We start from the raw sequence: 26,538 nt of genomic DNA, 5'->3' as shown, positions 1-26,538 counted from the left end.
TTCCAGCTTATTGTTCTTCCATCTTTTCCGCAAGTTCCAGGGCTATTCTTTGTACTTCCTTAAGGTCCTCTTCTTTCGGAGCCCCTTTCACCTGGAGCGTTCCCACAACTTCGATTTTTGTCGGGGCCAGCATTTCAGCTGCCTGTTTCAGGGCACCTCCACCCCAGCCGTAGGAGCCGAGAAGAACCCCATACTTGATGGGTGGTTTGAAAGCTTTTACCAGATAAGCCCCCTGCAGGGCAAGCGGGTGCATCCCGCCAAGGACTGTCGGGCTCCCTAGCACCACGGCCCGGCTGTCCACGAGTTCCCGGGCAAGGTCCCCAAGGTCTGAGCCTGCAAGGTTGTACAGGCGGACGTCAATGCCTTTTGAGAGCAGGGTTTCGGCCATTTCCCGAACCAGTTTTTCCGTGGAGCCCCACATGCTGGCGTAGACGACGAGGGCTTTCTTTTCGCTTTCTCCCGCTGTCCATTTCCGGTAAGGTCCCAGGATCCTTTCAGGGTTTTTGTACATTGGCCCGTGGCTGGGGGCAATGACCCGGATTTCAAGGTCCTTTATTTTCTCAAGCGCCTTTGCCCCCATCTTACTGAAAGGCATCATGATCTCTCCGAAATAGCGCTTGGCCATGGGTATCAGGTCTTCGATGTCCTCGTCATAAACGCCCTGGGCGGTGTGAGCCCCGAAAAAGTCGCAGGAGAATAGGATTTTATTTTCTTCAAGATAGGTGAACATGGTCTCAGGCCAGTGAAGCCAGGGGGCTTCAATAAACCTGAGGGTCTTTCCCCCTAGCTCGAGCAGGTCTCCGTCCCCAACGATTTTTACCCGCTCATCCGGGATCTCATGGTAATTCCTGGCCATCCCTATTCCCTTTTTCGTGGTGACAAGCACGGCTTTCGGGGCTCTTTCCATGATGAAACGGATCGCATTGGAGTGGTCAGGCTCGGCATGGTTCATTATAAGGTAGTCGAGCTTTTCGAGCTCGGTTACTTTATTGATTTTTTCCACGAATTCCTTCTCAAACCCCGGGTTCACGGTATCGATAAGAACGGTTTTCTCCGTGCCCTTCACCAGATACGAATTGTAGCTGGTGCCCTCCGGAAGAGGGATCAGGGCATCAAAGAGACGGCGGTTCCAGTCTTTTGCCCCTACCCAGAATACATTATCAGCAATTTCAGGTACGTAATAACTTTCCATATCTTATTCCCCCATTTTCCGGAACAGTACTCCGGCCAAAAAGCAGTGAGGCATTCAGGTTGCCATTCAAGGAAATGTAGCAGGAAGCCGGTGCTTTTCCATGTTTTCACCTTAACCGGTGTCACATGAAATGTCTTCACGTGAAATGTCTTCACATGAGCTGATTCCATCCAAACTATACAATTGTCATTTCAATTGTTATTCGGCCGGACTGCAAGCAATGTCCTTCTAAGAATTTACTACTGCATCCTATATAATTCCTAATTCGGAAAGCTTCGAGAGAATTAATCTCCATACATAAAAATTTTTAGTTCCAGGGGTCTGGCATAAATACATTTCCCCAATTCCATGCCCCAACTAAATATTTTTTCATATATTATTTGCTAAATCTTTATATATTAGATAAGCATCTTCTGTTTTCCTTATAATTATAGATAATCATTGCTAAAAAGTAAAAAATGAAAAGTATATATAGTCACCAAGCAGTTAACTACTTCCTACAGGCAAGAATCACAAATAACTGATCGATGTGGGAACCATCGGCCTGAAGAATATTCAGTATTGAAATGAGGCTTTGAATACTGCTTATATTCTAATCAAAAAAGAAGGGATAATAATGAAAACATCATCTGTAGAACTCAACCCGAACAGACTGGTACAGTACCTCAAGAAACCAGTAACAGAATTCACCAAGGACGATATCATCAAGTTCATCAAAGAAAACGGCATCAAGATGCTCAACTTCCGCTATGTTGGCGGAGACGGAAGGCTTAAGGCCCTCAACTTCGTTATCACCAGCGAAGAGCACCTTGACAACCTCCTTTCCACCGGAGAAAGGGTGGACGGGTCCAGCCTCTTTTCCTACATCGAAGCCGGTTCAAGCGACCTCTACGTCGTCCCCAAGTACCGCACAGCTTTTGTGAACCCGTTCGAAGAAATCCCGACCCTTGACATCCTCTGCTCCTACTTCGACAAAGACGGAAATCCCCTCGCAAGCGACCCCGCAAATGTTCTGAAGAAGGCCCGCCAGGTCCTTAACGAAAAGACCGGCTACGACCTCCAGGCAATGGGCGAGCTCGAGTACTACGTCATCTGTGACAAGGAAGCAGTTGACATGGACTTTCCTGCAGTAGACCAGAGAGGATACCACGAAGACGGTCCTTTCACCAAGTTCGGACAGCTCAGGAAGGATGCCTTAATGGCCATTGCCGAAGCAGGCGGACTTATCAAGTACGGGCACTCCGAAGTCGGGAACTTCACCGATGACGAGTTCTACTACGAGCAGAACGAAATCGAGTTCGAGACAACTGACATCGAAGACTCCGCTGACCGCCTCATTATCGCAAAGTGGATCCTCAGGATGATCGGCCAGCAGTACGGTGTAAAGATCACCTACGCCCCGAAGATCACCGTTGGAAAGGCAGGAACCGGGCTCCACATCCACATGAAGCTCACAAAAGACGGCAAGCCCGTAATGATCGAAAACGGAGAACTGACCGATGCTGCAAAGAAGGTTATTGCAGGTATCCTCGACGTTGCCGGTGGAGTCACAGCTTTCGGAAATAAGGTGCCTACTTCCTACCTCAGGCTTGTCCCACACCAGGAAGCTCCAACCAACATCTGCTGGGGAGACAGGAACAGATCCGCTCTTATCCGTGTGCCCCTCGGCTGGGCAGGCGATGCCAGCAAGATGATCACAAAGGCAAACTCGAACTACGCAGAAGACCTCAAGGACTACTCCGGCAAGCAGACCTACGAATTCCGCGCAGCCGACGGTTCCGCTGACGTTTACGGTCTCCTCGCAGCTCTCTGTGTCGGTGCCCGGCACGGTCTCGAGATGGAAAACGGCCTCAAAAATGCCGAAGAGCTCTACATCAGCAACAAGAACATCTTCGAAGAAGAGCACAAGGATACTCTTGACAAGCTCGACCACCTCCCTGCCTCCTGCTGGGAATCCGCTGAAACCCTGATAGCACAGAAAGATGTCTTCATGCAGTACGATGTCTTCACCGAGGGTATGCTCGAAGGTGTCGCAGCCGACCTCAAGGCCTTTGACGACTACCAGCTCAGCGAGAAGCTCTACGGTAAGAATGACGAAATCAAGGCCCTTGTGGATGCACACATCCACTGCGCCTGATCACGATAGTCAAAACGACTAAAAACGAACCTTAAAAAACGAATATTTTTTTCTTTTTCCTGCCGGAAAAAGTAAAAGGGCCCCTGTTTTGCAAGGGCAGGGGCCCTAACCATCCTGAAATTACCCTGCAAACCGTTGCTGCACCTTCATTTTCCTCCTTTTCTAACTTTTCACTTCCCTGAGCTGAGGGTACCGATATCCTGAACAGGGTCAAAAAGGGTCCGATAGAATAGTTTACTCAGAAAAAAGCAGGCCTTTGAACTGCAAAATTTCCTAACTGAGCCGATTTAACCGGAATAGCCTTCCCGGGTAGTTCTTGTCCCGGACGCAGTCTGGCTTTTCCAGAATTAAAAATAGAAACTGAATGAAAAATAATTAAAAAGTATAAGTTACAGTACAAGACTGCACATAGTAGCAAAAAGTAGATTAATATTTAAAAGCAGTCCTTACCCATGCTACATAAATCACTCTTTTTCCTTTCGGAAAAACGGGGTTTCTATCCCTTGAACATTTATTGAGGATATACTTAGTTATTACCTCAGGAAGAATGAATATCCTTATCACTTATTCACTATCTTAACAGCTGTTCCGTATGCAAGGATCTCGGCTGCCCCTGCCATTACCATGGAGGTCATGAACCTGACGTTCACAACGGCATCAGCTCCCATCTTTTCGGCATCCGCCACCATACGGTTGATTGACTTTTCCCTTGCCTCCTCGAGCATCTGTGAGTATTCTGTCAGTTCGCCTCCTACGACGGTGCGCAGGCCTGACATGATATCCTTGCCAATATGCTTGGCCTGAATGGTACTGCCGCGGGCCATTCCAAGGGTATGTACGATCTCCTTTCCTGCTATTGTATCTGTGGTTGCGATAATCATGTTTTCACCTAGTATTTTCTTTCAATTTCCTTATCCTCAACAGTCATTTTTTCCATAACCAGGGCTAATAAAGCCAGCCCTATACCTGCTACAATTGCCCCGATAGAAATTTTAAAAATCAGGCTGGATTCTATGGTAAAAAAGTTATAAAGGGCATAGCCCAGCAGCAGGACAAAACCTGTCACTGTCAACCCTATTCCAAGATTTTTTACCGCCGAGTTTCCATTCAGAAGAACACCTCTTCAAACGAAATTGGAAATCATCACAGAAGCCAGGTTGCTTAAGATATTATATAAGTACAGGATATACTATATCACTTTCGTTATATTAATGCACATGTTTCATTTAATGCAATGCTCTCTTTAAGGAACTCTCCTTAGGGAAAATCCACTGCAAGAAAATACATATTACCCTGTGAAACATAGATAGACGTAACTGCTTTGTAAGATGCTGCGGAATAAGTTCATCTTCAAAAGCTTAAAATTTAAAACTTAAATTGCTTATCAAAACCTTGCTGCATGGATGTTAACAATGGCTGCTTCAGTGAAAAGTAACCCGCAAAATAGGCCGCCTTACGATAACTGGCGAAATACCTTATATAAAATAATATTTGAAGCAGAATCCCCCGCAGGAAAGCTTTTTGATGAAATCCTGATTCTCACCATCCTGCTGAGCGTTATTGTTGTTATGCTCGACAGCGTAAACAGCATTGCGATTAGATATGGTGATTTGTTCCATACCCTGGAATGGATTTTCACGATAATGTTTACAGTGGAGTATTTTTTACGTTTGATCTGTGTTGGCCGGGCCATTCGATATGCTACGAGTTTCTTCGGTATCATAGACCTGCTGGCAATTCTCCCTACCTATCTTAGCCTTATGCTGCCGGGCAGCCAGTACCTGCTGGTGATCCGGAGTTTACGGTTACTCAGGGTATTCAGGGTGCTCAAACTTGCCCAGTACATGGGTGAAGCGGATTTATTGATAAGAGCCTTGAGTGCGAGCCGGCGGAAAATAACCCTCTTCCTGTTTACGGTTTTGAACCTGGTAGTGATACTGGGCTCCCTGATGTACGTTATTGAAGGGGCAGATAGTGGGTTTACCAGCATACCCCGGAGCATCTACTGGGCAATCATAACCCTTACCACCGTAGGCTACGGGGACATAGTCCCCGAAACGAATCTCGGACAGGCCCTGGCATCGATTATCATGATAATAGGTTACAGCATCATAGCGGTCCCGACAGGTATTGTCACATCCGAGATCACCTATGCAAGGAAATACCTTGGTGGAAGGGTGTGCCAGAACTGCAGTTTTGAAGGAAATGACAGTGACGCCAATTATTGCAAGCGCTGCGGGGCAAAATTATAAGCTTATATTTGACCAGCTAACCGTTCGTTTTCAGAATATTGTCTGCACCTCTTACGTAACCGCGAAAATCCTGAAAAACTCCAAGATGAAAACCGACTTAACCATATTAGCCTCATTGAGTTGTTCTTGTCCCGGAAGCCAAAGGCTTCCGGCTTTTCCAAATGAAAATTGAAAAGGAGGAGAAAGCAAAAAAGACGGCGTAAAACTATGTACACTGACAAAAAATAGATTAATATTTTAAAAAAAGTCCGCGGTCGTATTACTTTAAATCTTCTAATTATTATTTCGAAGAGGGCCGCCAGGCAAGCTGGCGGAGGCTTCCTATCTCATTTCAAGAAAAACGGTTTTTTGGATCAAAGAAATCATTCAACAGAATCTGGGAACCATAATTTGCCCCGGCTGATCAGGAAAATTCCCAGACAGGACTGAAGTTCTTCCTGCCTGAAACATTCCCTCACTTTTGCACAAGACCTATGCCTGTTTTTTACGAAAGCACCGATCTTTAGCTGTGTTTCTTTTCCCGCAAAACACAGAGGACACACACAATTCCTGCCAGAGCAAAGCCTGCTCCGAAGCCGGGAGCTTTTTCCTCTCCACCTTCAGTGGCGGCTTCGGAAGTATTATTTTCAACTTTCGCATCAACAGGATTACCCGTAGTTTCAGAAACCTTCGAATCTTCTTTTACCGTTATTTCTACCTGGCTGGCAACTATCGAAAACGGGGAGTAGCCGGGGGTTTCGGCTTCAAAGTACACAAAGTTTTCATCATCCCCGGTAACTCGGGTAACGAGAGCACTCCACTCTTCACCGCTGTACCGGTAAAGGAGAACGGCATTTTCATCAACACCGTTAGATTCGAGCCATTCTTTTTCAACTCTGAACCCGATCACTGCATTTCCGATGTTTTCCGGGCTTTCAACGCCTTCGTTTCCAACCCAGATGTTCACGTTTTTGTAGACTATTCCAGCTGGAAGTTCCTTCACAAGGGCGGATTTGCCTTTGAGCATTTCGATGGTGGTAAAGGTCCTGCCAAAAGTCCTCTTTGCATCAAACGCTACATAGCAGACGCAGGTGACACCTTCCGGGAAATCAAACCTTGCCTGGTTGCCGCTTGTTACGAACTGCTGGGAAAGTTCTTTGGCTTCAACGTTACTGGCAGGTTCGGGAGAGCCACCGCCTCCGCCTCCGCCGGATGAGCCGCCACTGCCACTGGAAGTTGAGGTAACTACATCAATGTAAACCGGAACCTTGACCCCGGCCATCACTTCAGTTCCTGAAGTTGGCACGACCAGGATCTTACAGGCTGCATCGGCTTTGACAGAAGAGGGTAAAGTAAGTATTACTTTAACCTCTTTGATTTCCCCTGCCTCCAAGTTGAAGGAAGATGGAGATACAGTGAACCAGCCCTCACCTAAAGAATTATCTATACGGATTTCACAATCTGCAGCTTCACTGCCAGTGTTAATCACGTATAGTAATTGTTCTTCCTGAGTACCAGGCTTAAGCTTGAAACTCAAGGTTCCGGGGTTTACCCCGACTCCAATACTGATTTCCGGAGCCTCGCTGTCGGGAGCAAGCAGGACATAACTGTAGGAAGGAACCAGCAGGGGATAGATGTCGTATTCATAAGGAGTATCTCCAATTCCGTTTTCATCCGCATCCGCTCCGCTGTAATCCGAATAGTAATTTCCGAGATAGCTCGTCTGCTTTTTCCCTTTGTAGAGGTATTTTACGGGTTCTGAACTGTTCCAGATATTATTTTCATCTCCGCTTATCTGAACCAAATTATCCAGCAGATCATTAAGGAAAAGCATGTTGCTGCTCGAATAATAAAGAGAGATGCCGTACTCGTTGTTCGATGCGATGTTATTTTTAAGCGTGTTGCTGCTCGAAGAAAAAAGAGAGATACCTTTTTTGTCGTTAGAATTTACTGTGTTGTTTGAAAGTGCATTACTGTTCGAAGAAGAAAGAAAGATGCCGCGATAGTTGTTCGATGCTGTGTTGTTTGAAAGCATATTGTTGCTGGAAGAATACAGGTGGATGCCGTAGTTGTCGTTCGAATCTGCTGTGTTATTGATCAACGTGTTGTTGCTGGAAATATACAGAGAGATGCCGCAGTCCTTATTCGAATCTGCTTTATTGTTTTCAAGCATGTTATAATTGCTCAAAGAAGATAGATAGATGCCCAAACAATTTTCCATAATACTGTTGTTGTCCAGTTTCGAGTCCGTAGTATTATAAAGGTATATACCTACCCCTGTATTTTCAATAATCAGGTCTTTAATAGTGACATTTTTACAGTCAACAAGGTATATTGTCCCTGCATTTGAAGATGAATTGATTTCAAGATCTGAAACTCCAATAAGATAATAGATTGGATTTCCTTCTATGCTGTTATTATTACAGATAATGTTGGTGGCCAGATGGTTGTCACCTGCATGGAAATTGTACCTGTTGTCCTGCATCAGGTTTCCAGAAAGAATACTGCCACAAGAATAATACAGCCAAATACCATAGTAGTTTTTTGATACCCTATTGTCTGAAAGTGTGTTATAATTGCTTGAATCTTCTAAATAGATACCGTAATAACCATTAGATGCCTTGTTATTTGAAAGTGTGTTGCTTCTCGAAGAATAAAGATGAATTCCATAAAAGTTGTTCGAATCCGCAGTGTTGTTTGAAAGTGTATTATAGTTACTTGAAGACTCTATATAGATGCCATCCGCGTTGTTCGATGCGGTGTTATTTTCAAGCTTGTTATTACTGGAAGAGCATAGACAGATACCTTTGCAACTACTTGAATCTACCTTGTTGTTTAAAAGCATGTTACGGTTACTCGAAGAAGATAGAGAGATGCCGTTGCAGTAGTTCGAATCTGCTACGTTATTTTCAAGTGTGTTGCTGATCGAAAATTGCAGATAGATTCCGTAGTAGTTGTTAAATGCCGTGTTATTTTCAAGTGTGTTGTTACTCGAAGATATCAGATTGATACCATTGAAGTTGTTCGACATTTTGTTATTTTGAATGTTGCACTCTTCAACTTCAAAAAGATAGATGCCGCATTTATTTCTGGTAGCTCCGGTTATGTGAAACCCACTGATCGTTACGGAATTCTCCGTGACTTTAAATATGTCTTTTTCGGAGACCAGAGCCTGGACCGTGGTAAAGTCAGGCCCATTTTCGGATCGTATCGTCAGGTTTTCCACGTTTACCAAAATATTTTCATTGTATGTTCCGTCTCTCACGATGATCGTGTCCTCGGGAGAGGCATTGTTTACTGCAGCCTGGATCGACTCTCCGGGACTTACGAAAATAGTTGATGCCACCGAAGTGCCACTGTTTATTAATAGGAGGATTGTTACTGCTGCCAGGCAAAATATTTTATGATTGTTTATCCGGGTTCTTCTACAACAATTCATGGGGATTCCTTACTAAATTTATGGGAACTTAATAATTAATTGAGCAAAATATCATTTTTTTATAACTAATGTATTTTTTATGAGAATAACTACAAAAAATTAACTTATTTTTAAAGAAAAATATAGTTAAGTAGATGTGAAAAATGATATTAAAGATAAAAATTAGCAGATTAGCAACTTTTGATGTTACTTAAATTACTAACAAACGTAATCTTAATGAATTAATTTATATATTGAAATGTAATTTTTATATAAAAGTGAAGAAATGAGAGAATGTGAATAGGGGGAATTTTTTAGACTTCCATATTAGAGTATTTGCCAAGTTGACTCTAAATTGTAGGGGATTTCCGGGAAAAACCAAAAATGAAAAAATACAGACTACTGATAATTGGCTGCTTGATAATAGTTTCAATTTTAGTTTTAGCATTGAATGCGCCTTATAATGGGGAAAGATCTTCAACAATTAGTAGTGCAAAACAACTTAAAATAAACGCAAGTGAAATCGGACCTGGATGGAAAGACGAAAACTATCAATATATTAGTGACCCGGTAGAATTCCTTGAGGATTTTGTTACTCAAATTGATGAAATAGGATTTAATCCTGAGGAAGTAAAAAAAGACAAAGAACGTTTGCTGGAAATGGCAACTAAACTTAATGAATCAAAGGTAAAAGACAGTTCAATTTTACAACTGAGAAAATTGGATAATGAAATTACAACTAGTTTCATTGAACTTGACACTTTTGTCTTCAATGACCTCAATGGTGCAAAGAAATATTTTGATTACAGGAACAATAAAAACAATGGAACAAGAATATCAGGAATTGGAGATGAAGCTGCTGTCGTTTCAGAGAAATATGGCAGTCGGCATATTTATTTTGTCCGGATCTCAAACGCTTTCATGGAAATAATTGTATATGACGAAGAAGAAGAGGCAAGAGCAGTTGCAAAGAAAATCGTTGAAATTCTTGAGAAGAAAAGTTCTACAAAACCGGGACCCTCTATATTATAGGAAGGTAAATTGTGAAAACAAAAAGAATAATCATAATCACAGGAGCTTTAACATTTCTCCTTTTAGGCTTTTATATCTATAGCATCTTTCCTTATATTTTATATGGTTCTCTGCTCCCTCTTTACGATATATCTAATAAAGACGATACTCGTCATGAGGTAGTTGTTGAGGTATTCGGTTTATACAACCAATCTATAATCAAGGAAAAATATTCCGTGGGACCAGAGGGAGGTGCTTCTTATCCAAAAACATTCTGGTTCAAATTCAATCGTTGGACAACTTATAGATTTAAAGTCACTTTGGATAATAAAACAGTAAGTACATGTAATGGGAAAATTAGCAACTTTAAAAAAGTTCACATAGTATTATATGACGAAGATAGTAAGTATTATCCAATTGTCGTGGATGAAATGTCTTATGAACCGGGAAAAGGCATGAAGTGGGATTATGATTAAATTTGACATAAAAATGAATTTCACTTTTCAATTTTTTTGATAATGAGTTTATGCTTGGATTGCATTGGAAAGCTAACCATGAATCCCTCATTCAATATTTGAATGAAGAGAATATAAATGTTCAATTGACTGCAGAGGAAAAGGACCGCCAGGCAAGCTGGTGGAGGCTTCCTATCTCATTTCAAGAAAAACGGTTTTTGGTTCAAAATAAGCATTCTGCAGATCGGGGGACGGAAAAACTTCAAGAAAAAAAAGAAAGGGAAAAAGAAGAAAGAAGGAAAAGAGAGGGGGAAAGAAACCCCTCAATCCTAATTTCGTATTACTCTTTTCTTGCGAAGTGGAGAGCCGCCAGCAGGCCTGAAACTGCAAATACAAGTTCAAATCCCGGTGCCCTTTCTTCTTCATCGTTTCCTTCATCGTTTCCATCTTCCTCGGTAGCTTTTGTCACGTCAGAAGCTGTGGGGGTTTTGGGTGTGTCTGGATCCCCTGAAGGGGGAAGCAGCGTATCTGACCCATCGGATTCATCTTTTTTTCCATCAGGATCTTCACCGGGTTCATCTGCCACTCCTGTTCCTGCGGGAATTATTCTGGCTTTCCCAGTGCCGCTTCCGCCTGATGAGGAAGGCTCCAGAGATTCCGTTTTGTCAGTTGTTGCGGTATCATTTATCCAGGTCTCATTTATGTTTCCGGAGAAGTCAACGGTAAGAGTGCCCAGTTCATACTCCGTATTTTCATGGAGCCCGGTAGCGTTGTAATAACTATCAGAAGTGTTTGCAAGGAAAATTCCGTCCAGATACAAAATAGTGTGGTTGAAGTCCGTTTCGGGAGGATTGTTCCAGGTCCAGTTGATCCAGGTCAAACCGGCAGTTGCCTGTAAACCTGAAACCCCTGAGGGATCGGTATCAACAATTGCCGTGTAGCTGCTGGAATTGTCCCATACAACGTTCCCCCATGCATCAGCTACCGAAACGTTTACCGGATGTGTCCCTTCCTCAGCTACGAGGCTGCCCTGCCAGATGTTTCCTCCAGTGCAGGTAAGGGAGATTCCTGAGGCTTTCACGGAATACACGCTGATATTGTCAGTGGCATCGACAGTTACGAGAATACTGTCTCCTTCATAGAGAGGAGATCCGTGGGAAAGTTCGACCGAATTGATGATCGGGAACTCGTTGTCGAAAGCAAGCGGGATATAGTTGTCAGAGGAAGCTTTCAGGGGATAACTGTCGTTTACAAGAGGAGTGGTGATATCGAATACATAAGGAGTGTCACCGATTCCGTCTCCTTCATTATCCAATCCCTCGTAATCCGAATAATGATTTCCGAGGTAGCTAGTCCACCTTTTCCCATTATAGAGGTAGTTTACGGGTTCCGAACTGTTCCAGACGTTGTTTGCATCCGCCGTGACCTGGACCGAATTATCCAGCAGATCGTTAAGGAAAAGCCTGTTGCCGCTTGAAGATTCCAGATAGATGCCGTAGAAACCGTTATCCGATGCAGTGTTACTTTCAAGAGTATCGTTTTCCGAATCCTTCAGCCAGATGCCATAGTTGGTGTTCGAATCCGCGGTGTTATTTACAAGTGTGTTGCTACTCGATGAATACAACCTGATGCCATAGTTGGTGTTCAAATCCGCGGAATTGTCTAAAAGCTTGTTTCTACTAGATGAAGTAAGGTAGATGCCTTTAGCGTTATTCGATGCGGTGTTATTTTCAAGTGTATTATCGTTGCTAGATTTCAAAATGATGCCGTCTTCGTTGTTCGAATTTGCGGTATTGCTTGAAAGCGTGTTGCTGCTCGAAGAATACAGCCAGATGCCGTAGGCGTTGTCCGATGCAGTGTTATTATAAAGCTCGTTGTTGCTCGAACAATACAGCGTGATGCCGTAGCCGGTAAAAGAGTTCGAATTTGCGGTATTGTTTGAAAGCGTGTTGGTGTTCGAAAAATACAGATAGATGCCGTCGTTGGTGTTCGAATTTGCGGTATTATTATAAAGTTCGCTGCTATCCGATGAATCCAGCCGGATGCCGTGTGTGTTGTACGATGCGGTGTTATCTTCAAGCGTGTTATACTCGCTCGAAGAATAAAGATAGATGCCGTCGTTGGTGTTCGAATTTGCGGTATTGTTTGAAAGCGTGTTGCTTGTCGAAGAATAAAGATAGATGCCGTCGTTGGTGTTCGAATTTGCGGTATTGTTTGAAAGCGTGTTGCTTGTCGAAGAATAAAGATAGATGCCGTCGTTGGTGTTCGAATTTGCGGTATTGTTTGAAAGCGTGATTCTGTCCGAAAAATACAGATAGATGCCGTATTCGCCGTTCGAATTCGCAGTGTTATTTTCAAGCGTGTTGCTGCTCGAAGAAGAAAGCCAGATGCCGTAGTTGGTGTTCGAATTTGCGGTGTTATTTTCAAGCGTGTTACTGCTCGAACCAGGAAGATAGATGCCGTAGTAGTTGTCCGATACGGTGTTATTTAGAACGCTGCACTCTCTAACGTAAGCAAGATAGATACCGCTCATATCAGTATTGATAGCTCCGGTTATGTTAAACCCGCTGATTGTAACGGAATCTGCCGTTACGTGGAATACATGATCCTCTGATTTGTCAGCCTGAACCGTGGTAAGTCCGGGTCCGCTTTCGGAGCGGATTGTCAGGTTTTCCACATTGACATCGACGTTTTCAATGTATGTATCTGGAGCCACAATTATTGTATCGTTTGGTAATGCGCTGTCCACGGCTGCCTGAATGGTCGTGAAATCAGCAGATCCTACAGTAGAGTTTACGTAGATATCATCGGCGGCTGCGGTGCCGCTGCTTATCAAGAGGAGGGCTGCGATTGCAGTTAGGCAAAATATAATGTGAATGTTTATCTTGTTTCTTGCATAATTTTTCATCCGGGTTCCCACCAAATTTTTAACTTGGAGAATTTGTTAAACGCTGAAACATTTTTAACTATGTTAAAATGTAATGTTGAAAATATTACAAAAAGTTGCCGACTCTTTTAAAAATAGAATATATTTTTATATATCTCCAAAGGTTTCTCCTTTATTTTAGTAAGGCATACTTTCTTTTAGGAAAGGAAACAAAAAAGCCGACAGGTTTTCGATCTCTTCTCAGGACTAAACGGTTTTTTGCATGAAATGAGAATTCTGCAAAACCCGGAAACAGGGATTTATCCCGAAACTCAAAATGGGTAAAACATCAATTTCGTGATTCAAGCCGGAATTTTGGGGTTGGTTTTATCTATCTTTACTAATTCTAAAGGCAATTGTTTCTGAACGAAAGTCCAGAATAGATTCAGGCTAAATTCAGAATAAAACCGGACTGATCTGACAATGACAAATATCAGTAATCCAGAGAATGCTAATAATTCAAAAATCACCATCATCTGTTCTGCCCCTGACCTTGCCAGCCAGAACATAAAGAAACACCTCCTTGCCCTCGTGGAATGGAAGCCCCTTGAACTCCCGGAAAACTCAGGTTTCTCCGCTGCCCGTGAATCCGCAGACGGGAAGTTCAGGCTTGTGGACATCGAGGAGATCCACGTTTTCCAGGACGGGATCGATAAAAAACTGGAAGCTGCAGGGCTTCCGGCTTCCCTTATCATCTTTGCTTCCAAACACAGGAGCAAGCAGGAAGTAAAGTCCCTGACCGTGCACTGCACAGGAAACTCCTCAGACGAAGCCAGGCTCGGGGGGCACCCGAGAGAGCTTGCAGTCTCCTCCCCGCCAGCCATGAAGTCCATCCTGATGGAGATGAAAAGGCTTGCCAAAGCAAAGGGACTGGACTACGACGTAACCCTGGAAGTGACCCATCACGGGCCAACCGAACTAACTGTGCCCTCCCTCTATGCCGAAATCGGGAGCACTGAAGGACAGTGGGAAGAACCGGTTCCAGGGGAAGTCGCTGCCCGGGCTATTCTTGCCGTTTCCCTGGAAAAAGTCCCCACTGCAGTCGGGTTTGGGGGCGGGCACTACGCCATGCGCCAGACCGGGATGTTGCTGGAAACCGCAATCTCTTTCGGGCACAACTTCCCGAAGTACCAGCTTGAGTTTGTGGACGAGGCCCTTATCCGGCAGGCAGTCGAGAAATCCGGCGCCGACTTTGTCTACTTTGACAGGAAGTCCATGAAAAGTGCGGACAAAAAGCGGATCACCGAAATCGTGGAAAAACTGGGGCTTTCGGTCCTGAAAGAATCCGAGATCCGGGAAAAATACGGGCTTTCCGAAGAAGAATAAGGTTATCTGGAGCGGAATAATAATACCCGGAGCAGAATAAAAATATTTGGAGCTGAAATATATATCTTCGTGGCGTATGAATCATGTTTCACATTGACCTCTTCCCTCTTTCTCTCCGCTTTGTGCTCGGTGGCAGTGCAGTAGTGGCTTCCACCCTGATTGCAAAAGCTTTCGGAGGTCGGATAGGAGGGATTTTTGCAGCTTTTCCGGCGGTCTACCTGGCTGCCGTCCTTAGCCTGGGCCTGGAATTCAGAGGACAGGACCTTCTGTTTATGTCCGAACAGGTCTCAAAAGGTGCCCTTGTAGGGATGGTCGCAGATATCGGCTGTGCGCTTGCAGCCAGCTACCTGATCCTCAGGTACGGATGGAAATCGGGCTTATCCCGAGCTCTCCTGTTCTGGGCCGTGCTTGCACCGGCAATTTACTTTGCATGGTACGGTTTTTGAAACAAAAACCCAAAAAGTAGCTGAATGTAAGGTGAAGGAAATTAAAAATGGAATTTAAAAATGGAAATTAAAAATGGAAATTAAAAATGGAAATTAAAAATGGAAATTAAAAACGGAAAGTAAAAACGGAAAGTAAAAACGGAAAGTAAAACTCGAAGTCAAAGACGGTAATTTGAGATAAGGGAGAAATTCATGGAAATTGATATCCGGGATCTTGCTTTAAGGTTCATCCTCGGGGGAAGCTCTGTTGTTGCCTGTTTTCTTGTCCTGCAGCTCCTTCCCTGGAAGGCTTTTGCGGGGATTTTTGCCGCTTTTCCGGCAGTGATGGTTGCAGCTGTTATTATGGCAGGCCACTTTGAAAGTTCCGAGCGGGCCGCTGACATTGCTCTCGGGGCAAGCGCCGGGATGATGGGCTGCACGGTCTGTGTGCTTGTGGCCAGCCTCGGCATGCAGTACCTGAACAAATGGGGGCTTTCCCTTCTTATTGCCCTCGTGGCCTGGCTCTTCAGCTCCTTTGTGTTCATAAGGCTTATGCAGGGCTTCCTTGAAAGAAGGATGGAAGAAAGAGGCAGGGGGACAGCCCCCTAAAAATATTTCTTGAATTACAAGAGGGGATTCCGGTCAGATTTCGGTCAGATTCATGGCTAAAACGGCCGGGAGTTTATTCCCCAGTTTATTCCCCAGTTTATTCTTTTAGCTTCATCGGTTTTCCGCAGCAGGAAATGTCTCCTGTGCAGCAGGCTCCCAGTTCACATTCCTCTCCGCATTCTTTTATAACCTGCACTTCGAATCCGCAGTCTTCACAAAAAAGAACCTGGCCTTTCGTCATTTCATTGCAGCGCATATTGAATCACCTTATTTTGATTGATGAGAAAACTATGCTTTCCGGATTCAAACTGCTTTTGAAACAGAGGTTCTGAAGATTATTCTATGCCAAAAAATAAGAGGGGATAAGCTGAAGTTTGGCTTCTTTTCCTTCAAATCCCCGGAAACTTTTCTGAAAAAATTTAACATAATCCATCTCAAAAGTCACTTTTACTTTCAAAATAAAAATGGAAATGTTTAAATATCAGATTCGACTATTTGTTGCAAATATCAATTATTGACAATTGCACCATTTGTAATTGTTAAACATTAAGTTTTCATTAAATGAACTTCATGTAAATCCCCGGAAGCTTACGAACCGACTCTAAAATCCGGCGACGGCATCTCTGCATCTGTGCGCCTTAGTTACATGTATAGCGTCCTGGAGGAAGCATGTTAGATGACAAAAGAATAAAAGAAATCAGGCGGCTAATGCTGGAAAGGACGATACTTTTCAACAAATTGTTTGAAAGAGAAGTCTATCAAAAAATCTCCAGGACCAGCCTGGAAGAGCTCGAAAAACTCAGCAAACAGCAGCCTCTGGCCATCATAATAATTGGCACGGCAGGAGAAATAATTCCTTCATACCTGGGCCTGTGCATGAACCTGGACAGGAGCAGCCTTTCAAGGATGATAGACTCTCTCGAGAAAAAGGATATTGTCGGGAGAAGAACGGACCCGGAAGACCGCAGAAAAGTCCTGGTATCCCTTACTGAAAAGGGTAAGAGGTACTACGAAGTAATGAATGAGAAAATGGGAGAAGTTGACGCATTTCTCATGGGGCATCTTGAAGAACAGGACATCAAAGATTATGAAGAATGTCTTAAAACAGAGGTACGGATCATGAGAAAAATCGATTTCGTAAAGGAGGCAGGAGATAGGTCCTGACCGGTAAAAATCCCTACCTGAAGGATTCATGCTCTCGGCCCGATTTGATAAATAACACTGATAAAGCATTTGCGTAACAGGGTTTCCTATAACAGGGTTTCCTGCTCCAGGGAATCTGAGCAAGCACTAAAAGGTTTGATTAATTTTTCATGGGGATTTCGGTTTTGATTAGCCGTGGCTATGTATTTTTTCCGGACCAAGCTGCTGACAAAAAGGACCTGATAATGAATTAGAAAAGCACCTGATAATGAATCAGAAAAGCACCTGATGATTACCACTCAGAATAACCTGCTAAGCATCCGGAATAAAACCTGAAAATTTCAGATGAAGATTGTCCCAAAATCAAAAGAAAGAAATCATATCTGTTATGCCTCCAAGGGGGTACCACCATAAAAAACATATTCGAAAAATTAGGAGTTTTTATCCAGAGTAACCGTCCGACTATAATTGCTGTCATGTTCCTTTTTGTCCTTCTGTCCTTTCAGGGGGCACAGATGATCGAGATGGCTTCAGGGACGGAAACTTTTGTTTCGAAAGGCACACAACTGTATAAAGATTATGACCACCTTTTCAAGAAGAACTTCCAGACCGAAGACATTGTAGTGATGGTCGAGGGAAACGAGGTCTCATCTGCAGCCGTGATGAAAGCCGCGGACAGACTGGAGCAGCAGATGCTGGTCGTCCCGGGAGTTCTGTCGGTTACCAGCCCTGCTACCCTGATAAAGAAAATCAATTATAAAGTTTCAGGACGAGCCAGGATTCCGGATTCGGACCGGGAAGTCCAGGATATGCTTGAGAGCCAGCCGGAAATGTTCGAATCTCTCATGCCCGACGGGACCCACATGATGATAGGGGTCAAAATCGCAGGCAGTAGCACGGACCAGCAGCGAGAAGACATCCTGAACGTCCTGGACACTTCCCTGAAGGAAGCCTCTTTTCCTCCCGGGTACAGCCTCGTTATCACGGGTTCTCCCGCCCTGCGGCTTGACATTAACAACGAGATAAGCCAGAGCATGGGGGTCCTGCTTGGAGTTGCCTCTCTCTTGATGGTTGTCGTGCTTCTCTTGGTCTTCAGACATGTCAGGTGGGGGCTGCTGCCGCTCCCTGTTGTGCTTCTGGGGGTCTTTTTTACATTTGGGGTTATGGGATATGCCGGAGTGCCCATGACAATGGTGTCCATGGCAGCTTTTCCAGTCCTGATAGGGATAGGTATTGACTATGCCATCCAGTTCCACAACAGGATGGAAGAGGAAATCCGGTCCGGAATTAGCTCCGGGCAGGCTCTTATCCGTACCATTAAGCACACAGCCCCTGCGGTCCTGATAGCCCTGGCAATGACTGCACTTGGCTTTATCCCTCTTTTTACTTCCACCATCCCCATGATTCGGGATTTCGGAAAACTGCTCCTGATAGGGGTAATTATGTGTTATATCTCTGCAATCTTTTTCGGGCTTGTAACCCTTTACATTTTCGACTGGATAGCAAAGAGGAATCCTCTTGGGCTTTTCAAAAAGAAAAATGGGGAGGGAATAACCGGACCAGGCCCTGAAAGTTCTCCCGGGGCACAGGTTCAGGAAGCAAAAGCAATCGAAAAAGTCCTTATCCGGGTCGCCGACTTTACCATCAAACATTCCAGAGTCATCCTCGCAATTGCTCTTCTTACCTGTTTTGCGGGGATTTACGCAGACCAGTCAGTCCCGATCCAGAGCGATACGAATAGCTTCATCCCTCAGGATATGCCTTCCCTGATACATTTTAAACAGATGCAGGATATAATTCCCGGAATGGGGGACCACCTGAATATCATTCTTAAAGTTAGGGATAACAGTGACCCGCAGGTCCTGGAGTGGATGGACGAGTTCAGCAGGCATGAAGTTGCAACCCGGGGCCATGTCTACGCAGCTACGAGCATTGTAGACCTCGTTAAGGAAAGAAACGGCGGCACCATTCCCGAAACTTCCGAAGAAATACGTGAAATATACAGCGAGATCCCGGAAAGAGAGAGCAGAGAATACAAGCAGGGCAGCCAGCTGCTTACGATTGACCTAGATATAGGGCAGGCTATGGAGAACCTCGAAATCACGGGCATTAAAGAGCTGCGAGACATTGTCAAGGAAGATGTACAGTGGATGCAGCCTCCTCCGGACGTTACTGTCACCATTACCGGCCAAAGTGTGGCGATGATTGACATAATAAGTGCCCTTACGAGCGGGAGAGTCTTTATGACCATGCTTGGAATAGGGCTCGTGCTGCTCGGGTTGATTGTGGTTTACAGGAACCCCGTAAAGGCGCTTTCCCCCATAATTCCCATGTTTATTGTCGTCGGCTGGTCAGGCCTTGTCATGTCCGGGCTGGGCCTTGCATATACGCCAATGACTGCAGTGCTAGGGGCTTTGATCCTTGGCGTGGGGTCCGAATATTCCATCCTGATGATGGAACGCTACTTTGAGGAAAAGGAAAACGGGCTGGACCCTGTGGGAGCCATCAACCAGGCAGTGACAACCACAGGCTCCGCCCTGATAGCTTCCGGAGCTACAACGGTCTTCGGATTTTCAGCCCTTATCTTCTCCCCCTTCCCCATTCTGAGCAATTTCGGGCTGGTGACTGTTATTGATGTTTTCCTGGCAATCTTCGTTACCTTCGTGGTCTTTCCGCCCCTGATTGTGATGATGGACACCCGCCGGGAGAAGAGAAAAACGGCAAGTTCAGCAGCAGTTGAAGCAGTTCCAGCATTTTAAGTAAAATGGGAGGAGAAGAATAAGGTGAGGAGGAGCGTGAGGACGAAAAAACAGGCAGAAAAAAATGCTGGTTATGCAACTGCCTGTGCTAAAACTTAAATTTTATTTTTTTACTGTTTTGGGGCGCTTGAGTTAACTTATCCGGAGCAACCTTCGTTCTGCTCCGTGTATCGAATTCTGCACTCTTCTAAACTCCAAAAATCTCTGAAAAAACCAACTCCGTGTGATCTGATTTAATCTATTTGACAAAAGTGCAGGGGTATGAAGTGAAAAATAATTGAACTTAACAGTGGCTGCTTCTTTAATTGCCTGACAGAACTTTACCGAAGCGACCTTAATAGTATCTCCCGTCGTTATTTTCCGAGCGTAAGCGAGGCCTGCCCAAAAAAACTGCCAGGAAGAAGAGATGTATGCAAATATAATTACTTCCCAGAATGAAGAAATCAACGTTCAGCATAAGAACACCGAGCTGTTGAGTTGATATCTAGGCTGTTGAGTTGATATGTGTTCAAAAACAAAAATACGGTTTCTGGCTTGCTTTCTATGTCTTATTCATTAAATTCAGGGAAAAGCCGGTTGCTTCGCAACCGTGAGTGGGCATGGGGTTTGGTCACAAGGTGGGAACCCCGGCAAAGATAAAAAGCAAATTAAAAAACACACTATAAGCTTGAAATCCAAAACATCCAGAAAATCCGGGGTTCTGATTTTCTAAAAATTGCTCCAAATCCCACCAAATCACTCTAAATCACTCGAACAAATCCCTTACTTCCTTCAACATCTCCCTGATACTGATTCCCTGCGGACAGACCTCCTCACATTCCCCGCACTCAACACAGTTCCCGGCTTTTTCTTCCGGCGCCAGAAGGACTCCGTACTGGAACCTGGCATTCTCCACGTTCCCGAGCACGTAAACGTCATTCAGGTAACCGAGGTTTCGCGGGATGTTTACACCCTGGGGGCAGGGGATGCAGTACTTGCAGCCTGTGCAGTTGACTTTGATCCGGGCTTTGTAGATCTCTTTGACTTCTGCGATAAGGTCCTTTTCTTCGGGGGAAAGGGAATTGGGTAGCCCTTCATCCACAATTCTCAGGTTTTCTTTCAGGTGCCCTATTTCCGACATCCCGCTCAGGACGACACTGATTTCGGGATAATTCCAGAGGTAGCGAAAAGCCCATTCTGCAGGGTTTCTTCTAATTTTTGCACGGTCCCAGACCTTTTTTGCTTCTTCCGGGACTTTTGAGGCCAGGTTTCCGCCGCGCAGGGGTTCCATGATGACCACGGCAACGCCCTTTTCACCCGCGTATTTCAGGCCCTCGACTCCTGCCTGGAAGTCTTCGTCCAGGTAATTGAACTGGATCTGGCAGAGGTCCCAGGGGTAGGCGTCCAGGACTTCCTTGAAAACGTCCAGGTCGTCGTGGAAGGAAAAACCTGTGTATTTGATTTTCCCGGCTGCACGGGCTCTTTCCAGGAACTCGAAAACCCCGAACTTCTTCATCTTTTCCCAGTAGCTTTTCTTTACGGCGTGGAGGAGGTAGAAGTCGATGCAGTCCGTCTGGAGCTTTTCAAGCTGCTCGTTTAAGAAACGGTCCATGTCCTCTTTGCAGTTTACGCGCTTGCAGGAAAGTTTGGTTGCTAGGTGGACTTTTTCCCGGTAGCCGTCGGCAAGGGCTTTTCCCAGAAAAATTTCGCCCTTCCCGCCGTGGTAGGAGTAGGCGGCGTCAACGTAATTTACCCCGTGGTCGATGGCGTAGCGGAGGAGTTCGATTGCTTTTTCCTCATCGATATTATCGATCGCTCCGTCGATAACCGGAAGCCTCATAGAGCCGTAGCCAAGAATGGAGGCTTTCTCACCTGTTTTTCCTAATTTGCGGTATAACATTTTTTGCCCCGGTGTTAGTTCCTCATGGGTTATTCCTTAATTTTCAGATTTAATCGTTTTTTGTTTTTTTGCTTTTTTGCCTTTTACTTTTTTGCCTTTTCAAGCACAATCAATTATTTCGCTGACTCTTTTGCCATTTCAGCTAAAATCAATTTCCCCGCTAAATCCATTTAACGCATTTGGAACCAATTCACAGGCCATGACATTTTCATCGGGAATTTCAGGTGTATGTTTGATGCCAAAATCCACAGCCGGCCTGAACCCGAACCTGTGGTAATAGGCAGGGTCGCCGACAAGAACCACTACCGTATAACCAAGCTCTTTTGCCAGCCTGAAACTTTCGTTTATCAGTTCGGAGCCGACTCCTTTGTTCCGATATTCCAGCAGGACGGAAATAGGTGCTATCAAAAGGGCTTCAAATCTACCATCAGCGGTCGTGATATAGGTCTTTGTCAGCATGATATGTCCGATTAGCTTGCCGTCTTTCACTGCGACTAACGCAAGCTCGGGAATATAGTTGCCGCTGTTGCGAAGCTCAGTGGCAAAATCCTGCTCTTTGCCATTGGAAACTTTTGCAGTTTGAAATGCAACTTTCACCAGATCGTATATCCGGTCAAAATCTTTCTCGGTTTCCTTTCTGATAATCATTTGGATTCTCCGGGGCACTATTGGAATTGGATTCTGGGATAAATATAACTGTGAAATTTGGATAAAAGGCTTTGTATATTTTTGAAAATTAGTGGATAAAAAGTAGGGATTGGTTGGTTTTGTCATTCGTAAGTAAGCTGACCGGTATCCCGGGCATAGCCACAAACTATATATATCAATTAATATAATTAGGGTAATGCTAACTAACTTAATATCGGTTAATAAAATACTAACTAACAGAATGATCGAGATATGATGGCGAAAAAAGAGCATTTATACATAGTTTTTGAAAACCTGATCAAAATCAAAAGCGAATGCTCTTGTGAGATCTTCTCTGAATGCGGGTTATCGGAAATTACAATGAAGCAGATCGGATATTTGAAGGTCATTGATGAGCATGGGGATGTAACATTTAGCAAACTTGCTAAAATCACCAACCATTCAAAACCTACCATTACAGAGATGATTAACAAATTTGCCAGAATGCAGTGTGTTTACAGGGAAAAATCCCCCGATGATGGCAGGATCTATTATATCCGCCTGACCGAAAAGGGGCGGAAGATAGCCCGTTCCGAAGAGAAGGCTTTGCTCAGGGTTATTGAAAAGATGGCAGATTCCCTGGACGAAAAAGAAATGGACTCCCTGATTAAGCTTCTTGAAAAGGTCAGATAATTTTTTTTAACTGGCAAATTAGTTAGGGAAATTCTAACTAAATAAATGCAGTAAGACATGTGTTAATTCGAGCCGTTAACAGTGTTAAGCTGGCTCGAAAACCGTGATTGTTCAAGCTGATAACAATTTAATTTGATCCAATAATCGTGTTAATTTAAGCTAATAACCAAAAAACCGAGAAAACAAATGGGACAAGTGAAAATGGATACAAAACAAACAGCTTACAGCCGAGAAAACCTCGTAATACCTCTCCTTGAGGTAGTGGTCTACCCGGAAAGCCGGACAAAGCTCCGGGTTGACAACGCCACCGGAGAAGCCCTGCTTGCCGGGATGAAAAATGCTGAATATGCGTATACTGTAGGGCTGACAGCAAAGAGCGGCACGAAAGCTTCGGAACTGTCAGAAGATAATCTTTACAAAACAGGAAACCTGCTCAAGGCAACATTTGTGCAGCCTGCTGATGACGGGTATCTGGTTGCTGCCAAGGTGATACAGAGGGTAGAGGTCGTTTCTTTTTACCGGAAGGAAGGACTTTTCTATGCCGCATACGAACCTGTTCCTGACCTTCCGGACCTCAATGAAGATGTCCAGGCAGGAATGATGGCGAATGTAAAAAATAAAATTAATGAGATCAGCAGCATTCAGGGTTCCGAACAATTTACCCGGCCTATTGCTAAGATGGATTCCATTGACCAGATAATGGGCTTCATCATGCCGTACATCCCGATAAAGCTTGAAGAAAAGCAGGCCCTTCTGGAAATTGTTTCGGTCCGGGAAAGGTATACTGCATTCCTCGGGGTCCTGACAAAGCAGAAAGAGAACATAAACCTCCAGCTCGAGATGGCAAAAAAAGTTACCGATAAGGTAAACAAGTCAAACCGCGAAGCGATGCTTCGGGAACAGCTCAGGATGATCCAGGAAGAGCTGAACGAAGGACAGGACCCGGTTTCGGGGGAAGGCGGATACGGGGAAAGAATCGGGAGCTCTAAGATGCCTCCCGAGGTTAAAAAGAAGGCAATGGAAGAGTATAAGAAACTCGAAGCCGGAGGCCCCCACAACCATGAAGCTCCTGTTATCAAAAATTACCTGGACCTCATGCTCGACCTTCCCTGGGAAACCGAAGATAAAAAGAGCATCGATATTGCCGAAGCCCGCCGTGTGCTTGAGGACAACCATAATGGCCTTGAAAAGGTCAAGGAAAGAATAGTCCAGCACCTCGCGGTAATGAAACTCAAACAGGATAAACAGGGTTCAATCCTCCTCTTCGTAGGCCCCCCCGGAACCGGCAAGACAAGCCTTGGAAAGAGCATCGCAGATGCCCTTGGCAGGGAATATGTGCGGGCAAGCCTCGGAGGCGTCAAGGACGAAGCCGAGATCAGAGGACACCGCAGGACCTATGTGGGCGCCCTTCCCGGAAGGATTATCCAGGGCATGAGAAAGGCAGGCACGAAAAACCCGGTCTTCATTCTCGACGAAATCGACAAGCTTTCAGCTTCCTATTCGGGAGACCCTGCAAGTGCCCTTCTCGAAGTCCTTGACCCCGAGCAGAACAGCAGCTTCTCGGACCACTACCTGGAAGTTCCCTATGACCTTTCCGAGGTCCTGTTCATCGCCACCGCAAACTCCCTGTCAACCATCCCGGCACCGCTTCTGGACAGGATGGAGCTGATCGAGATTTCGGGCTACACGAAAAACGAGAAGTTTGCAATCGCAAGAGACCACCTCTTCCCCGAGACTCTGGAAGAACACGGCCTTGACGCGGACAAACTCAAAATCGAAGACGAAGCCCTGAAAACGATCGTGGACAAATACACCCGGGAAGCCGGGGTCAGGCAGCTTAAAAAGCAGCTTGCAAAGACCGCACGCTTCGTCTCCGAAAAGATCGTCTCAGGGACAGCCGAACTCCCCTATGTGGTAAAGCCGGATATGCTCAATGAAGTCCTCGGAAAAGAGCTGGTCCGGAAGGAAGAAGCCAGGAAAGAAAACATCCCCGGTGTGGTAACCGGCCTTGCCTGGACCCCCGTCGGAGGGGACATCCTCTTCATAGAGGGAACATTCATGCCCGGAACCGGAAAGCTCACCCTTACCGGCCAGCTCGGGGACGTCATGAAAGAATCTGCCCAGATCTCTTTGAGCCTTGTCAGGTCCAGGCTTGCAAACCCCGCAAGCACTGCAAACCCCGCAAGCAGCTTTAACTTTACCACAAGCGACATCCACATCCACGTCCCCTCGGGTGCAACCCCGAAAGACGGCCCTTCAGCAGGAGTAACCCTCTTTACCGCCCTCACCTCCCTGATCACCGGCAAAGCCGTTGACCCCAAACTTGCCATGACCGGGGAAATCACCCTGAGCGGCGCCGTAATGCCAGTCGGCGGCATAAAAGAGAAAGTCCTCGCAGCCCACAGGGCAGGCATAAAGAAGGTCATCCTCCCCAAAGAGAACGAAAGAGACCTCGAAGACGTCCCCGAAGATGTCAGGAACGAACTTGAATTCGTGCCGGTCGAGACCATCGACGAGGTCCTGAAAGAGGCGTTGGATATTGAGCTTCCAAAGCAGGTTTTGTCGTTTGAAGGGAATGGATTTTCTGCTGCGCAGAATGTTTGAAGGTTGAAGAGTGCAGAGGATGGGAATGTTATGGTTAACGGAACTGTGGCATACTCCATCCTGATAATTTGTCCAAATTATTTTGAACACTTACAGATGTTATTGAGATAACACGTGTCGAAGCCGAGTAGGTACGAATGTATAATCTGCAATTGTAATCCCAAAGAAGCACGGATGCCGTTTTAATTAGGAAAGTATGAATTAGTTGAAAAAACACATCAAGACTCTTGGGTCTCAGAAGTTGTAGAAAGCTTGCTCTTATACTTCAATTTTTGCTTACATTATCAAGCAATATCTTCAAATCTGAAACAACAGAGTTTGCTTCATTCAAATGATGAATAAATTGTTTTTGACAATCACGAATTGCTGGGTATAGTTTTGTTCTTATACTTTTATTGTATCCCTCTGAGAGGTCACTATATGATTCGTACAATTGAATATATTTTTGGTAATGTTCATCAGCCTTGATTACGTTGTTATAAAATTTAGACATATCTAGACAAATATTTTCATCATAGTCATAAATCTCTTTGGAAAAACGAATAAATAATCCATTCTCATCATATAATTTGACAATCTTTGGATTCCCATATTTTTGGGACATTATATCATGCATAAATCTAGGTCTCCTAAATCCATCTCCTTTACATTTTTCCAAAATAAATTTGATTTCTATTTCAATTATTTCTATTTCAGCCAGAAATTCTTTTGCCATTTTTTTCTTCTTTTTTTCATCTCTTTTTTTTGACTTAGTATAACTAAATAGAGAAACTATTAGTGTGACTATTCCAATTATTACTCCCAATATGCCTGAATATTGATTCAATGTTTGTAGTATCATATAAATCACAATGTCATAAATGATGGAATTATTTGTCCAAGTTGTATAATGGAGCTAAATTTTGAGACAACTATGAAAGTTATAATTACAGATTTATTGTAGCGATATAGAGATATGAATGGTCTGTTATTTGTTACGATGATACCTTTTCAAGGGGCTTGTCACCAAACAATTTATTTTTATTTATGATTGAACATCTTGATATTCAAGGTCATTTGCCAATCCAAAATCAAATAAATACTAAGTTTATTAGGTCACTTGG

General features: G+C 44.5%; 20 protein-coding genes. 11 read left to right on the top strand and 9 right to left on the bottom strand.

Going from position 1 to position 26,538, the window contains the following annotated elements:
* Window positions 1-7 precede the first annotated feature (7 nt).
* Window positions 8-1,192: an FprA family A-type flavoprotein gene (locus ACSAZK_RS02465; protein WP_440955848.1), complete on the bottom strand. Its 1,185-nt coding sequence runs from the start codon at window positions 1,190-1,192 to the stop codon at window positions 8-10.
* 616 nt (window positions 1,193-1,808) lie between these two features.
* On the opposite strand from ACSAZK_RS02465, the gene ACSAZK_RS02460 reads away from it, so the two are divergent.
* Window positions 1,809-3,329 carry a glutamine synthetase family protein gene (locus ACSAZK_RS02460; RefSeq protein ID WP_440955847.1) on the top strand — a complete coding sequence of 507 codons (1,521 nt, stop codon included), beginning with the start codon at window positions 1,809-1,811 and terminating at the stop codon, window positions 3,327-3,329.
* A gap of 560 nt (window positions 3,330-3,889) precedes the next feature.
* On the opposite strand, the gene ACSAZK_RS02455 is transcribed toward ACSAZK_RS02460, so the two are convergent.
* Together ACSAZK_RS02455 and ACSAZK_RS02450 are read right to left on the bottom strand one after the other, a co-directional pair.
* Window positions 3,890-4,210 (bottom strand): YbjQ family protein, encoded by a 321-nt coding sequence (locus tag ACSAZK_RS02455; RefSeq protein WP_440955846.1) that lies wholly within the window; start codon window positions 4,208-4,210, stop codon window positions 3,890-3,892.
* A gap of 8 nt (window positions 4,211-4,218) precedes the next feature.
* A complete protein-coding gene (locus ACSAZK_RS02450; RefSeq protein ID WP_440955845.1) occupies window positions 4,219-4,395 on the bottom strand; it encodes a hypothetical protein in 177 nt (58 codons plus the stop codon).
* A 358-nt stretch (window positions 4,396-4,753) separates the two neighbouring features.
* On the opposite strand from ACSAZK_RS02450, the gene ACSAZK_RS02445 reads away from it, so the two are divergent.
* The gene (locus tag ACSAZK_RS02445; RefSeq protein WP_440955844.1) at window positions 4,754-5,581 is read left to right on the top strand and encodes an ion transporter; all 828 of its coding nucleotides are present in this window, start codon (window positions 4,754-4,756) and stop codon (window positions 5,579-5,581) included.
* 502 nt (window positions 5,582-6,083) lie between these two features.
* Here the strand turns inward: ACSAZK_RS02445 and ACSAZK_RS02440 are convergent.
* Window positions 6,084-8,906 carry a NosD domain-containing protein gene (locus ACSAZK_RS02440; protein ID WP_440955843.1) on the bottom strand — a complete coding sequence of 941 codons (2,823 nt, stop codon included), beginning with the start codon at window positions 8,904-8,906 and terminating at the stop codon, window positions 6,084-6,086.
* 456 nt (window positions 8,907-9,362) lie between these two features.
* Between ACSAZK_RS02440 and ACSAZK_RS02435 the strand changes: the two genes are divergently transcribed.
* A complete protein-coding gene (locus ACSAZK_RS02435; protein WP_440955842.1) occupies window positions 9,363-10,010 on the top strand; it encodes a hypothetical protein in 648 nt (215 codons plus the stop codon).
* 11 nt (window positions 10,011-10,021) lie between these two features.
* Window positions 10,022-10,465 (top strand): hypothetical protein, encoded by a 444-nt coding sequence (locus tag ACSAZK_RS02430; protein WP_440955841.1) that lies wholly within the window; start codon window positions 10,022-10,024, stop codon window positions 10,463-10,465.
* Between the two features lie 319 nt (window positions 10,466-10,784).
* On the opposite strand, the gene ACSAZK_RS02425 is transcribed toward ACSAZK_RS02430, so the two are convergent.
* Window positions 10,785-13,352 (bottom strand): NosD domain-containing protein, encoded by a 2,568-nt coding sequence (locus ACSAZK_RS02425; RefSeq protein WP_440955840.1) that lies wholly within the window; start codon window positions 13,350-13,352, stop codon window positions 10,785-10,787.
* Between the two features lie 441 nt (window positions 13,353-13,793).
* Between ACSAZK_RS02425 and ACSAZK_RS02420 the strand changes: the two genes are divergently transcribed.
* The 3 genes from ACSAZK_RS02420 (at window position 13,794) to ACSAZK_RS02410 (ending at window position 15,730) form a co-directional block, all read left to right on the top strand.
* Window positions 13,794-14,696 carry a D-aminoacyl-tRNA deacylase gene (locus tag ACSAZK_RS02420; RefSeq protein WP_440955839.1) on the top strand — a complete coding sequence of 301 codons (903 nt, stop codon included), beginning with the start codon at window positions 13,794-13,796 and terminating at the stop codon, window positions 14,694-14,696.
* Between the two features lie 83 nt (window positions 14,697-14,779).
* Window positions 14,780-15,142, top strand: a complete 363-nt coding sequence (locus tag ACSAZK_RS02415) for a DUF3147 family protein (protein WP_440955838.1) — start codon at window positions 14,780-14,782, stop codon at window positions 15,140-15,142.
* 192 nt (window positions 15,143-15,334) lie between these two features.
* Entirely contained in the window at window positions 15,335-15,730 is a 396-nt protein-coding gene (locus ACSAZK_RS02410) for a DUF3147 family protein (RefSeq protein WP_440955837.1), read from the top strand.
* A 97-nt stretch (window positions 15,731-15,827) separates the two neighbouring features.
* Here ACSAZK_RS02410 and ACSAZK_RS02405 read toward each other — a convergent pair whose 3' ends face one another.
* Window positions 15,828-15,986 (bottom strand): hypothetical protein, encoded by a 159-nt coding sequence (locus ACSAZK_RS02405; protein WP_197076065.1) that lies wholly within the window; start codon window positions 15,984-15,986, stop codon window positions 15,828-15,830.
* 413 nt (window positions 15,987-16,399) lie between these two features.
* Between ACSAZK_RS02405 and ACSAZK_RS02400 the strand changes: the two genes are divergently transcribed.
* A complete protein-coding gene (locus ACSAZK_RS02400; RefSeq protein WP_440955836.1) occupies window positions 16,400-16,894 on the top strand; it encodes a MarR family winged helix-turn-helix transcriptional regulator in 495 nt (164 codons plus the stop codon).
* Window positions 16,895-17,283: 389 nt separating this feature from the next.
* Window positions 17,284-19,632: a hydrophobe/amphiphile efflux-3 (HAE3) family transporter gene (locus tag ACSAZK_RS02395; RefSeq protein ID WP_440957083.1), complete on the top strand. Its 2,349-nt coding sequence runs from the start codon at window positions 17,284-17,286 to the stop codon at window positions 19,630-19,632.
* Between the two features lie 745 nt (window positions 19,633-20,377).
* On the opposite strand, the gene ACSAZK_RS02390 is transcribed toward ACSAZK_RS02395, so the two are convergent.
* Together ACSAZK_RS02390 and ACSAZK_RS02385 are read right to left on the bottom strand one after the other, a co-directional pair.
* Window positions 20,378-21,511 (bottom strand): aldo/keto reductase, encoded by a 1,134-nt coding sequence (locus ACSAZK_RS02390; RefSeq protein ID WP_440955835.1) that lies wholly within the window; start codon window positions 21,509-21,511, stop codon window positions 20,378-20,380.
* 138 nt (window positions 21,512-21,649) lie between these two features.
* Complete coding sequence (locus tag ACSAZK_RS02385) at window positions 21,650-22,159, bottom strand: GNAT family N-acetyltransferase (RefSeq protein WP_440955834.1); 510 nt, start codon at window positions 22,157-22,159, stop codon at window positions 21,650-21,652.
* Window positions 22,160-22,411: 252 nt separating this feature from the next.
* Between ACSAZK_RS02385 and ACSAZK_RS02380 the strand changes: the two genes are divergently transcribed.
* A complete protein-coding gene (locus ACSAZK_RS02380; protein WP_440955833.1) occupies window positions 22,412-22,831 on the top strand; it encodes a MarR family winged helix-turn-helix transcriptional regulator in 420 nt (139 codons plus the stop codon).
* Between the two features lie 201 nt (window positions 22,832-23,032).
* A complete protein-coding gene (gene lon, locus ACSAZK_RS02375) occupies window positions 23,033-25,435 on the top strand; it encodes an endopeptidase La (RefSeq protein ID WP_440955832.1) in 2,403 nt (800 codons plus the stop codon).
* Between the two features lie 265 nt (window positions 25,436-25,700).
* Here the strand turns inward: lon and ACSAZK_RS02370 are convergent, their stop codons facing one another.
* On the bottom strand, window positions 25,701-26,240 hold the full coding sequence (locus tag ACSAZK_RS02370) for a hypothetical protein (protein WP_440955831.1): 540 nt from the start codon (window positions 26,238-26,240) through the stop codon (window positions 25,701-25,703).
* Window positions 26,241-26,538: the final 298 nt, after the last annotated feature.

This window comes from Methanosarcina sediminis (genome assembly GCF_052056915.1).
Classification (GTDB): Archaea; Halobacteriota; Methanosarcinia; order Methanosarcinales; family Methanosarcinaceae; genus MTP4.
This window is presented reverse-complemented; position numbering and strand designations above follow the sequence as displayed.